The sequence below is a fragment of the Flavobacterium sp. UBA5153 genome (assembly GCA_002413745.1).
Taxonomy (GTDB): Bacteria; Bacteroidota; Bacteroidia; order Flavobacteriales; family Flavobacteriaceae; genus Flavobacterium.
In genome coordinates this window covers 1-12,842 of record DHXP01000066.1, presented here as the reverse complement: position 1 = coordinate 12,842, position 12,842 = coordinate 1, and the positions used below count along the sequence as shown (strand labels likewise).

Below are 12,842 nucleotides of genomic sequence, written 5' to 3'. Positions count from 1 at the left end.
TTACAACTGACAAAAATGGAACTGATAGAAATGCTTTTGAACACCAGAAAAATAGCAGTTTTAAAAAAAGTTAAAGCAGTTTTAGAAGAAGATCAAGACCAACTTACGGCAGAAGATTATAAAATAATTGATGACCGTAGAAAAAGACATTTAAGCGGTGAAAGCAAATCATTTTCTTGGGAAGAAGCTAAACAAAGCATCCTGAAATAATAAGAAAATGAAGTATGTATTAGAACTTAAAGAAGAAGCTGTTCTTGACATAAAAGAAGCTTATTTGTACTATGAAGAACAACGAATAGGTTTAGGGAATCGATTTTTAGAAACTTTGGAAACTTATTTAGAACGTGTTCAAAATTATCCTGAGCATTATCAAATCAAGAGAAAGCCCTATAGAGAGGCTTTCATAAAAGACTTTCCTTATATAATTATCTATGAAATTGAAGAAAGCAAGATAATAGTTTATGCTGTTTTCAATACATGGCAAAATCCAAATAAAAAACCAAAAAAACACGTTTAAGACAGGATTGCCAAAAGTATTTGATTTACTACGAAACCAGATTCCGTTGCCGGTAATAGCAACAGTATAATAAATTACGAATCCCATTTCAATGAAAAATGAAATGGGATTTTTTTTTGATAAATTGTGTTAGATTTGTGTTGGATTTTGTCTTAAAAATTGGAATACCTAGCCTAGTTTTGTGGGCACGGATTAAAAATCCGCGCGAGCTGGGGAGCAAAAACTTTGTCTGTTTACTAATGAAGCTTTCGCCATTTAATTAAATTTACGTAATTGCTATTGGAGTTTAGAATCTCAATGTAAGACACAATATTCTTTGCTTTAATATATTTAATGTTAATTCGAAAGTTATAATATACCTCAAACCGAATAGAATTATCATAACCCAACCTGAATTAGATAATATGGTGTTTCTTTTGTTGGCTTATTGGATATAATAACCGCAATATGACCCTTACAATTAGTTAACTTTTTCAAGTATTCCTCCTTGTCTTGAACCTCCTGAAGCCTATATATTTTATCTATTATTGTAACTTCCTGATCACCATAATAAAAATTATGAAAGCCGTTTTTATCGGTTACTTTAAAAGAACATAATCCGGTTATTAATATAACAGAAAGAATTACAAATTGAAGCCTTTTCATACTATTGCAACTGTTTTAATTGTGTTAAATTATTGTTTAATCCCCGATTGCTTGGATATTCACAAATTTATCTCCTACCCGAATAGCTTCCCCGCTCCCGCACGAATCCTTTCGTGTGGTTCCTAATTATTATAGTGATATTTTCTGTATTTACCCAGATTTGCAATCTGCACCTATAACAATGAGCAAAAAAGAAAACTACTTATCTCCCAAAACTTCTTCCAAAACATTGGATTCCGTTCCGTTTGGAAACTGGATTTTAATTTTCTGGGCAATGGTTGGCGCAATCTGGGTTATCATTTTTTTGTTAAACGATTCGCCGTGTTTCACGTGCCATCCATAAAAAATCAAAGGAACGTGGGTATCGTAACTATAAGCCGTTCCGTGCGATGTGCCGGTCGCTCCGTATTCGATAAAACCTGGTTTATCCAGAATAATCAAATCGCCGTCTTGTGTGGCATCGTAGCCTTTTGCAATGAAATTCAAGTAATAATCATTTCCGGTTGAACCAAGAATTTCTTCCTCGGTGTACACTCTTTTCACCTGTTCTTGCGTCATCAAAAAGTCCTTGAAGGATTGTTTTACTTTTGCCAATTCCAATCCTTTGGCTTTTATGATTTCTTTGTTGAAGAAAATATTGGAATTAGAATAATTCAAAACTAAATCTTCACCAAAAGTATCAGTAGAATATTTCTTTAATGCCTTTCTAATTTCCTTTGGCTCCACATTTGTCACATTATATTTATGGTCTTTTAAATAACTGGCATTTTCGGCACCAGCGTGATCTGCGGTCAAGAAAAGCAAATAATTGTCTTTGCCAACTGTTTTATCTAAGTACGTCAAAAAGTCGGCAATGGTTTGATCCAATCGCAAATACGTATCCTGCAATTCCATGGAGCGTGGCCCAAGAATGTGTCCAACGTAATCTGGCGAAGAAAAACTAACCGTCAAGAAATCAGTAATACCGTCTTTTCCCAATCCCTCTTTTTCGATGGCTTTTTTGGCAAATTCCTCCAATAAATCATTTCCAAAAGGCGTTGCACGTAAAACACCGGCATCATTTTTATCATACATTGCCTTTAAATTATAAGGAAAAACAGCTGCTGCACTATCGTATAATTTCCCTTCATAAGGATTATCGTCCGGGAGACTTTCGTTGTATGTCGCTACTGGTTTCAATAAATCCCAACCTTTATTAATATAGGGCATATATCTTTTCTCCTGGTTAAATTCCGTAACCCAATCCGGCAATGTTGGACCATAAAAAGAGCTGGAAATAAAAGCTCCCGTTTTGCTGTACCAAAAAGCCCAATTGGCAAAATGGCCTCCAGGTAAAATGGCGCCACGATCTTTAAGACTCAAGGCAATCACTTTTCCTTTAAAGTTGGTCGCCAAACGCAATTCGTCAGTAATAGTAGTGCTTTGCAAATTTTTTGGAGACATTTCGCCTTCCTTTTCTGTTCCGTCTCCAATAGTTTTTACGGAAGCATCATCGGTACAATACATTTCTTTCCCTAACTTCCTGCTAAACCATTCATTCCCCACAATTCCGTGGGTTGATGGCGTTGTTCCCGTATAAATCGATGCGTGTCCAGGACCCGTATATGTTGGTGTATAATTGAAATGCATATTTTGGAATGTGTACCCATTATTCATTAACCGCTTGAAACCATTGGCCGAAAAATCATCTGAAAAACGATACAAATACTCCATTTTCATTTGATCTACTACTATTCCAACTACCAATTTTGGGCGTTGTTGGGCTTGAGCTCCAGTAATCACGACAAATGCCAAAAACAAAAACAACTTTTTCATAATACACTTTTTATTTGGGCGAAAATACACATTAGATTTCAGAAACTAAACTAACGGAGAACTTGAAGGGAAAAATTAATCTTATCTTAACCTAGTGTCAAAACAACCGTGCAAAAATTAACATTTACACCACTTGACACTTATAATTATGCCAAAAAAGTGAAGATGAAGAAGTCGAATTCTTTGTGTTATACCATTGGTTAGTATATTTTAGTCCAATCGTTCTAGTATAATGCCGCTGTATATTTCATTTAGTTCTCCCGATAGCTATCGGGATTATTGGACTAATTTGAAATATACAGCGGTATTATCAGCTATTTCTATGATTTATAATTGAAAATATTATAGAGGAAAATCCTGTCATCATAGTTGATGTAAAGTTGTTTCCGATTACCTTGTTTTTTTCTCGTAATAATCGAAAGAGTGCAATCTTCTCCATTATTGTCCTTACATGTAAAAGCGTAAACGGCATCGTTTTCATTTTCTTCAAGTGGATAATAATCAACGATTTCAAATAATTGAATAGCTTGGGAATAAACTACAATTCGGTTTTTATCCGTATCCAGAGTCACCAAAATATTGACCAAATCCAGGTCAGACCATTTTCCCCATTTCCCTTTTTCGTTTTTTTCTAAAACACTAAAACCGGAAGTGCTGAATTTATAAGTTTGACCGTAAGATTGATGCAAACCCATTCCAAGAAATACCAGAAGAATTATTGTTTTTATTTTTGTCATTATTGATACAATTAGCAGGAAATCAAAAGTAATAAAATTAGAGGCTAAAAATCAAATTTTGCCACTTCTTTTCTGGCTTTTTCAAAGTCCAAAATCAATTCCAAAATAATTTCCCCTGCCGGTTTTATATCGTGGATTAATCCCGCTATTTGTCCAATTTCCAATTCACCTTCGACTAAATCACCTTCAAACATACCGTGTTTTGCTCTTGCTCTGCCCAACAATGCCGATAATTCTTCTTTCGTCGGACATTTAGCATACAAATCTTGTACGTCTTGGTAAAATTTATTCTTGATTAATCGAACTGGAGCCAATTCTTTCAAGGTAACTTGAGTCTCGCCTTCTTTGGTTTCAATAATCCTATTTTTGAAATTTTCGTGCGCCGATGATTCCACCGAAGCTGCAAACCGACTTCCCATTTGAACTCCATCCGCGCCAAGAACCATTGCGGCAAGCATTCCTTTACCTGTGGCAATTCCTCCGGCGGCAATCAACGGGATTTTAATTTTTTCTTTCACCATCGGAATCAAGGTAAAAGTCGTGGTTTCTTCTCTTCCGTTGTGTCCTCCGGCTTCAAATCCTTCGGCAACGACGGCGTCAACGCCAGCTTCTTGTGCTTTCAATGCAAAAACGGAACTACTCACCACGTGAACCACAGTTATTCCTTTATCCTTCAAAAAAGAAGTCCAGGTTTTTGGGTTTCCTGCCGACGTGAAGACGATTTTCACGCCTTCTTCTACAATAATATTCATTATTTCTTCAATGTTCGGATACAACATCGGGACATTCACCCCAAAAGGTTTGTCAGTGGCTTTTTTGCATTTTTGAATGTGTTCCCGCAAAACTTCGGGATACATCGAACCCGCGCCAATCAATCCCAAACCACCGGCATTGCTGACTGCACTTGCTAATTTATAACCGGAGTTCCAAATCATTCCTCCTTGAATAATTGGGTATTTGATTTTGAAAAGTTGCGTGATTTTGTTCATTGTCAGGTTGAATTTTATTGTTTTATTATTTTTCTACTTTTGGAAAAACCATTCGATTCAATTTTATATAAATAGGTTCCTTTATTTAATAATTTCATTGAAATGATGGGAGATTGCTTTGTGATTTTTTCCTCTCCTACTTTTTGTCCCAAAATAGTATAAATAATTACCGTTCCAGTATCAAAGCCTTTCGGCAAAGTAATTGAAATTGAATCGCTCGTTGGATTTGGATAAACCACAAAATCGTTTTTCGAAAATGCGGAAGCAGATAAACCATTGGCCAAAGCCAAGCTAAAATCGGGAATTCCATAGCCATACTGTGTCGTAGGTACTGTAAATCTATCTGCCGATTGCGTGATTAATTGTTTGATTTCCTGATTGGTTTTTGCGGGTAAGGCTTGCCACAAACAAGCAACCATCCCCGCCATAATAGGGCAAGAAAATGAAGTCCCGTTTGCCGTGCCAATATTCCCGGCTGCATCTGACAAAACCGATGCTTGTCCTTGAGCCATCACATCCGGTTTTACGCGACTGTCGAAACTTGGCCCAATAGAACTGAATGCAGCATACGTTTTATCCGCTTTTACGGCTCCAATTGCCAAGACATTTAATGCTTCGGCAGGAACTCCAATGTGTGGTTCCGAAGTTTGGCCTTCATTTCCAGCACTTGCAACAACGATAATTCCTTTGGAGAACGCAATATTTGCTCCCTTTGAAATAAAAGTTGTATTACCGGTCATATCAGCATAAGTGTGACTATAAGCGGGATTATCATACGCAAAATAGCCCAAAGAAGAAGTAATGATATCAACTCCTAACCTATCGGCTTCCTCTGCGGCTTCAACCCAATTTGATTCTTCAACCGGATGTTCAGAGGCTGTATCTTCCGTGATGAATAAATAATAGTTGGCATCTGGAGCCGTTCCCACTAATTGTCCGTCGGTAAACCCACCCATCGTGGAAAGCACCAGCGTTCCGTGTGAACTTCCTGTGTAAAAATTGACGTTTTTATTGACATAATCATATCCACCCAAAATTTGATTATTGTCTCTTAGTCTTTGAAAAGGTTGGGAAATATCCACATTTGGGAAACCAGCATCCAGCACGGCAATTATTTTTCCGGAACCCGTATAATTTTGTTGGTGCAACAGGGTTCCATTCAGCATTTCGATTTGATTGGAAGAACTGCCGTAGTTAAACGTTGCCAGAGTTTCCAAAATTTTGCTTATTGGATTGAATTTGGGTTTTGCTGATGTTTTTTTGGTTGTATTGAGCGAATGATCGGCAAAATCAATGTGATCTACAAAAGACAATAATTTTAGTGCATTAATATCGGCTTGCAAACCACGAACGTGAATACAGTTCATCCATTTTGATTTGGCTTTTACTGTTATTCCGTTTGATGCAATAACTTGGTCAATATAGGGTTGATAGATTGGAACATCTTCAAGATCCAAGGCGATATCTTGATTGGTCCGCCTATCCAAAGCTCTTTGCGTGAGCATCGTCAACGGCTTGTCAAAATAAGTCTGAGAATAAGGTTTGTCTTTAAAATATACCCAAGCATCTTCTTGTGAAAAACCGGCAAAACTTGAAATTAGAAACAAGAAAAGCAGTATTCGTTTCATATATGTAAAAGTTATTCATTTACGGTCATATATGGTATCGCTTTTATTTATTGGTGTTTGCTTACGCAAACAACTTTCAGTTGCGATTTCATACTTTTTGGGATTAAAAGTCCAAATTACGAAATAACTCCCGAACCAACTAATTCATCTTCTAAATACCAAGCCACGAATTGCCCCTCGGTTATTGCCGATTGGGGTTCTTCGAAAGCAACGTACATTCCGTCTTCAAATTGGTGTAAAGTCGCTTTTTGCAAAGGTTGACGGTAACGAATTCTTGCCATAACTTCCATTTTTTCTCCGTTGGCCAAAGCCAAATCAGTACGAATCCAATGCACTTCAGACTTTTCGATAAATAAAGCTTTTTTGAACAATCCAGGATGTTGGCTTCCTAGACCGGTATAAATGGTATTCGTCACCACATTTGTCGCGATGATAAATAAAGGATCGGTTGTTCCGCCCACGTTGAGTCCTTTTCGTTGTCCAGTGGTAAAATAATGCGCCCCTTGATGTTTGCCAACAACTTTTCCCATTGCTGGAGTATATCTAATTTTACGTGAATCGAATATCAATTCTTCTTCAACAGAAAATCCTTCTGTTTTTTCAGAAAAATATTCAGGATTACCTTTGTCAATTTGGATAATTTGACCTTCTTTAGCTTTTAATTTTTGCTGTAAAAATTCGGGTAATCTCACTTTTCCTATGAAACACAATCCTTGAGAATCTTTCTTTTCGGCGGTAACTAAATCCAGTTGAGTGGCAATTTTACGCACTTCGGGTTTTGTTAATTCGCCTATTGGAAACAGGGATTTCGCCAATTGTTCTTGGGATAGTTGACAAAGAAAATAAGATTGGTCTTTGTTGGTATCGGCTCCAGCCAAAAGTTGATATACTTTTTCTCCGTTGACTTCGATTTCACCTTTTCGACAATAATGACCTGTTGCCACATAATCAGCACCAAGACTTAAAGCGATTTTCATAAAAACATCGAATTTTATTTCACGGTTACAAAGCACATCGGGGTTTGGAGTTCGTCCCTTTTCATATTCGTTGAACATATAATCAACGATTTTCTCTTTGTATTCTTCGCTTAAATCTACGGTTTGGAAGGGAATTCCCAGTTTTTCGGCAACCAATAAGGCATCGTTGCTATCTTCAAGCCACGGACATTCATTAGAAATTGTAACGGAATCATCGTGCCAATTTTTCATAAAAATACCTATGACCTCATAGCCTTGCTGTTGCAATAAATAAGTAGCAACACTCGAATCTACACCACCAGAAAGCCCAACAACTACACGTTTCATCTTAAAATAATTACAATTTTACAAGGCGCAAAGTTACAAAGATTTACGATAGCATTTGGTTAAGGATAAACTTAATTCTACTTGGATTTTGATGCGTTTTTTAAATCGCTCATATTTATTTCCTTGACTAATTTTCCCTTATCGAAAAACTGCCAAATACCTACCTTTTTTCCATTGATGAACTTTCCTTTTGAAACAACGTTTCCGTCAGGATCCTTGAAAGTTGCAATTCCATTGTAGTCATTGTTCTTATAAATGGATTCTTCAATAATAATTCCGGCTTCGGTATATCGTTTATAAACACCATTTTTCAGGTTGTTTTTATAGTTCATTTCTTCGGCAATTTTCCCATTAGGATAAAAAACGCTTCTCAAACCTTCCAACTTTCCATTGCTATAATTCTCGATGGTCATTACCGTTTTTGATGCTTTATGGTAGTATTTCCATTGGCCTTCAAATAATTTATTGACAACCTTGCCTTCACTTACTTTATTCTTGTTTTGATCGTAAAAAATGGTGTAGGCTTCATTTGCTTTCGAACTAAATTCTCTGGTGGCGATAATCTTTTTTATTACTGTATTATCAAAGAAAGTAAAAATCCCAACTTCTTTTCCATGTTCAAAGGTTCCTTCGTATTTAGGATTTTTGGTATCCTCATAATATCCTTTCCAAAGCCCATTTTTGTTGCCTCTATCATCTAATTTATTGAAATCGTTTTGTGCAGAAAGACAAAACACATTCAAAAAAATCAAAATAAATATCCCTCTTTTATAAAACGCTCCCATAATTAACTTTTTATTCTAAACGAATTCCAACCGCATAAATTATTCCAGTATAAAAAAAATCCCGAAATATCGGGATTTTTAATAAACTATTTCTTTTTGTCATTTGCTTTTTGAGCTTCTGCCTGCGCCATAACTTCTTGAAGTTTACGCTGAATTTTGCCTTGTTTTTTAGGCTCTTTCAATTTATTTACTTGAATTTGAGCGTGAATTTTATCGCTGTCAATGATATAATTTTTTATGACAAGCATAATTCCTATGGTAATTGTATTGGAAACAAAATAATACAAACTCAATCCAGAAGCATAACTGTTAAAGAATAACAACATCATAACCGGTGAAATGTATATCATATATTTCATCATTTTTGACATATCCGGCATTCCCTCTTGTTGTGGAGCCGCCATTTGCTGGTCGCCCGTTGTCATTTTCATATAAAAGAAAATTGCAATGGAAGCCAAGATAGGAAACAAACTGATGTGATTACCATAAGCAGGCACATGAAACGGCAACTTATATACAGAATCATAAGAAGACAAATCATCTGCCCAAAGGAATCCTTTTTGCCTTAAACTTATTGCCGAAGGAAAGAATTGAAATAAAGCGTAAAAGACCGGCATTTGCAATAAACCAGGAACACATCCTGCCATTGGGTTCACCCCTGCTTTATTGTACAGCTTCATTGTTTCTTGCTGTTTTTTCATTGCATCTTTTTTGTATTTTTCACCCAATTCAGCAATTTCCGGCTTCAATACTTTCATTTTTGCCTGTGACAAAAATGATTTATAAGTAACTGGAGACATAACCAGTTTTACCAATATTGTAAACAATATAATTGCCCATCCCGGTGCAATAAATAAACTTAAAAAACCATACGTAGGTATAAATATATGACGATTTATCCAACCAAAAATACCCCAACCCAACGGCACAATGTCTTGCAAGTTTTTATCATAAGTCTTTAACAAGTCATAATCTGTTGGTCCATAATACCAATTCATTTTTTGGTCAATTTCCCCATTTTTGAAAGCGATAGGAATAACTGCTTTAAATTGTTTCGTAAAAACGGTATCAATTTTATCATCATTAACCAAATTATTCGAATGCAATACGGCACTTTTAAAAGGTACATCCGACAATAAAATAGAGGTAAAGAAATGTTGTTTGAAAGCAACATAAGATACGTCACTGACATTTTCCGTTTTATCTTTTCCTTGTCCTACATAGTTACTTTTACCTTCTTCATGTTCATAGTAAACTTCAGCATAGCGATTTTCATAAGCAACGCTTTTTTCATTTCGATACGATTTCAAATCCCATTCCATATTCAATGGTTTTGACGCATTTAAAACGCTCTTCAATCCTTGGGAATGAAGGTCGAAACCAACCATATATTCATTTGGTTTCAAAATATATTTGTATTCCAAATATTCGTTTGCTCCCGCTTTCAATCGCATCGAAAGAATTTGATTTGCTCCCTCTTTTGTTAAAGTGGGTTCAAAAAACAAGTCTTTCGTGTTTAAAGTTCTGTTATCGCTTGTTTGTAATTGAACATTCAAATTGGCATTATTGTCTTTTATCAATGTAACTAATTCACCTGAACCTTTTTTGAATCTTTCGAAATTTTTCAAGGTTGCTTCAACAATGTAACCTCCCTTATTGGCAATTTTAAGTTTTACCAAATCATTTTCAATAGTGGTAAAAGCGTTTTTTGCTGATGGAAGTGTTGCAGAATAAGCAAAATTCCCCAAGGATTTTTGTAATTTAGCCAATTGCAATGTGTCCCCGGCAGCAACCATTGTTGGCGCGGCAGCTTCTTGATTTGTAACAATCTTATTGGCTTTATCTTCTTTGGTAACTTGTTCTTTCTTGGCTTTTTCTGCTGCAATAGTTGCCTCAGAAGGCTGGTTTTTGTACATTATCCAAATCAATATTCCGAAAATCAATACGAAGCCTATAATCGAATTGAAGTCTAATTTTTTTTCTTCCATTATATTATTTAAAAAAGTATTAGGGTTTAACGTTTAAAAAACGCTACTATTTTTTCTTTGCTTTTACGGCAGCTGCCACAAAACTCACAAAAAGCGGATGCGGATTTGCCACGGTGCTTTTGTATTCAGGATGGTATTGTACGCCAATGAAAAAAGGATGGTCTTCTAATTCCACTATTTCGACCAAACCAGTTTCAGGATTTACTCCGGAAGCTTTCAATCCAGCTTTTTCCAAAACATCCACGTAACGGCTGTTGTATTCATAGCGATGACGATGACGTTCGGAAATAGTGGCTACACCGTAAATTTTATAGGCCAAAGTATCTGGTTTTATATCGCATTTCCAAGCTCCGAGACGCATTGTTCCACCTTTATCGGTAATCGTTTTTTGGTCTTCCATCAAGTCAATGACAGGATGTTTTGTGTCTGGATTCATTTCAGTCGAATTGGCATCGGCATAACCCAGAACATTTCTTGAATATTCGATTATTGCCATTTGCATTCCCAAACAAATTCCGAGAAACGGTATTTTATTTTCACGAGCATAACGAATGCTCTCTATTTTTCCTTCAATACCTCTTTCACCAAAACCAGGTGCAACAAGAATCCCGTCTAATCCTGCTAATTTCTCGGCTACATTTGTGGCATCGATAAATTCAGAATGAACGGAAATCACGTTTACTTTGGTTTCATTGGCAGCACCGGCGTGAATAAAAGATTCCAAAATAGATTTGTAGGAGTCCTGTAATTCTACATATTTTCCAATCAAACCAATATTTACGGTATGTTTTGGGTGTTTTATTCTATGTAAAAATGTGTTCCAGTTTCTTAAATCCGGAGCGGCTCTTTTTGGCAAAGCCAATTTCTTTAAAGCGACAACATCTAATCCTTCTTCGAGCATTAAAATAGGCACTTCATATATGGTAGAAGCATCGATAGATTGGATTACGGCTTCTCTTTTTACATTGCAAAACAACGCCAATTTATTACGCAATTCTTCCGAAATTTCGCGCTCTGTTCTACAAACTAATATATCGGCTTTTATACCGCTTTCCATCAAAGTTTTAACGGAATGCTGGGTTGGTTTTGTTTTCAATTCTCCGGCTGCAGCCAAATAAGGAACTAATGTCAGGTGAATTACTAAACCATTATGTTCTCCTAACTCCCAAACTAATTGGCGAACAGATTCGATATAAGGCAAGGACTCGATGTCACCAACAGTTCCTCCAATTTCGGTAATTACAATATCATAATCGCCCGTTTTACCAAGCAATTGCATTCTTTCCTTGATTTCATTGGTAATATGAGGAACTACTTGAACCGTTTTTCCAAGGAATTCGCCTCTTCGTTCTTTTTCAATAACCGAAAGATAAATTCTACCGGTAGTAACATTATTCGCTTGAGAGGTTGGAACATTCAAGAAACGTTCGTAATGTCCTAAATCCAAATCAGTTTCGGCACCATCATCGGTCACGTAACATTCCCCGTGTTCATAAGGATTTAATGTTCCTGGATCGACGTTGATGTATGGATCAAACTTCTGGATTGTCGTTCGATATCCTCTTGCCTGCAATAATTTTGCCAAAGAAGCCGCAATAATCCCTTTCCCCAAGGAAGAAGTTACACCGCCGGTAACAAAAATATATTTCGTTTGATTCATTCTATTGTTGTTGTAGTTGTTGATGTTTGGTAAATATTCCAGCAAATAGGTTTGCAAAAACGATGCAAAAATACAATTATAAATTGAGAAAAAACTAATTTGGAATTGAGATAATTTTGATTTTCTTGGTAAGATTGAAATGGATAACTCTTTTTGGCCGCAAACAATAAACAAAAAAAACCTACCCAAGATTTTAAATCCCGAGTAGGCTTTTCAATTCACTAATTCCTCTGCTATTTTAATGCAGTTTTAAAAATAAATAGAACAATCTACAAATCTCTATAAAGTTCCAATCTCTCCCATTTAGAATGAACTTCGTCTTGGGCTTGATTCAGCAATTCAGCTCCCAATGTAGGATTCTGTTTCACAACCCTCGTAAAACGGGCTTCGTTATACATAGTCACTCAACGGAATACTTGGTTCTTTAGAGTCTAATCCGACACATCTGGTTGTGCAAAGAAACCCATACAACACAGGTTTCATTGTTCGTGCTGCACACGCAACGAACCTTATCCTTATCAGTTGGCAGATGTTTTTATAATATTTTTTTGTAATACATTATGTCTTTATCATTTTTATCGTTTTAAGCTTCTCTTTTTTTTAAAAGCTATTTTCTTTTAAAAAGGGTTGACTACACTTTATTGCTGTCGTTGAATAAATTATGCCTTTACGAGATTTCATATTTTTTTAATAAAACTGTTTTTAATTCTCTACTAATTCCTTTTCTCCTATACGATGGATCAATAAATTACTATATAGGGTCTGCTGAGAAAC

The 12,842-nt window shown here is 35.9% G+C and carries 11 protein-coding genes and 1 pseudogene; 2 read left to right on the top strand and 10 right to left on the bottom strand.

All coding sequences use genetic code 11. From position 1 onward, the window contains the following. Both B2145_RS13075 and B2145_RS13070 read left to right on the top strand, forming a co-directional pair. Positions 1–210: pseudogene (locus tag B2145_RS13075) on the top strand (hypothetical protein); the annotation flags it as partial. 7 nt (positions 211–217) lie between these two features. Then, positions 218–517 (top strand): type II toxin-antitoxin system RelE/ParE family toxin, encoded by a 300-nt coding sequence (locus tag B2145_RS13070; protein WP_291103015.1) that lies wholly within the window; start codon positions 218–220, stop codon positions 515–517. Between the two features lie 378 nt (positions 518–895). Here B2145_RS13070 and B2145_RS13065 read toward each other — a convergent pair whose 3' ends face one another. The 10 genes from B2145_RS13065 to B2145_RS13020 all read right to left on the bottom strand — a co-directional run bounded on the left by B2145_RS13065 (position 896) and on the right by B2145_RS13020 (position 12,466). Further along, positions 896–1,162 (bottom strand): hypothetical protein, encoded by a 267-nt coding sequence (locus B2145_RS13065; protein WP_291103013.1) that lies wholly within the window; start codon positions 1,160–1,162, stop codon positions 896–898. 198 nt (positions 1,163–1,360) lie between these two features. Further along, positions 1,361–2,977, bottom strand: coding sequence for an alkaline phosphatase PafA (gene pafA, locus B2145_RS13060; RefSeq protein WP_291103011.1), 1,617 nt, complete (start codon positions 2,975–2,977; stop codon positions 1,361–1,363). Positions 2,978–3,297: 320 nt separating this feature from the next. Next, on the bottom strand, positions 3,298–3,714 hold the full coding sequence (locus B2145_RS13055; protein WP_291103008.1) for a hypothetical protein: 417 nt from the start codon (positions 3,712–3,714) through the stop codon (positions 3,298–3,300). A gap of 44 nt (positions 3,715–3,758) precedes the next feature. Beyond that, positions 3,759–4,703, bottom strand: a complete 945-nt coding sequence (locus B2145_RS13050; RefSeq protein WP_291103006.1) for an NAD(P)H-dependent flavin oxidoreductase — start codon at positions 4,701–4,703, stop codon at positions 3,759–3,761. A 14-nt stretch (positions 4,704–4,717) separates the two neighbouring features. Further along, on the bottom strand, positions 4,718–6,331 hold the full coding sequence (locus B2145_RS13045) for a S8 family serine peptidase (protein ID WP_291103003.1): 1,614 nt from the start codon (positions 6,329–6,331) through the stop codon (positions 4,718–4,720). 116 nt (positions 6,332–6,447) lie between these two features. Continuing rightward, positions 6,448–7,635 carry a tRNA 2-thiouridine(34) synthase MnmA gene (mnmA, locus tag B2145_RS13040; protein WP_291103001.1) on the bottom strand — a complete coding sequence of 396 codons (1,188 nt, stop codon included), beginning with the start codon at positions 7,633–7,635 and terminating at the stop codon, positions 6,448–6,450. Positions 7,636–7,712: 77 nt separating this feature from the next. Continuing rightward, positions 7,713–8,420: a toxin-antitoxin system YwqK family antitoxin gene (locus B2145_RS13035; RefSeq protein WP_291102999.1), complete on the bottom strand. Its 708-nt coding sequence runs from the start codon at positions 8,418–8,420 to the stop codon at positions 7,713–7,715. Positions 8,421–8,506: 86 nt separating this feature from the next. Beyond that, complete coding sequence (gene yidC, locus B2145_RS13030) at positions 8,507–10,408, bottom strand: membrane protein insertase YidC (RefSeq protein WP_291102997.1); 1,902 nt, start codon at positions 10,406–10,408, stop codon at positions 8,507–8,509. 46 nt (positions 10,409–10,454) lie between these two features. Continuing rightward, positions 10,455–12,068 carry a CTP synthase gene (locus B2145_RS13025; protein WP_291102995.1) on the bottom strand — a complete coding sequence of 538 codons (1,614 nt, stop codon included), beginning with the start codon at positions 12,066–12,068 and terminating at the stop codon, positions 10,455–10,457. A gap of 269 nt (positions 12,069–12,337) precedes the next feature. Further along, on the bottom strand, positions 12,338–12,466 hold the full coding sequence (locus B2145_RS13020; RefSeq protein WP_291102993.1) for a hypothetical protein: 129 nt from the start codon (positions 12,464–12,466) through the stop codon (positions 12,338–12,340). Between the last annotated feature and the right edge of the window lie 376 nt (positions 12,467–12,842).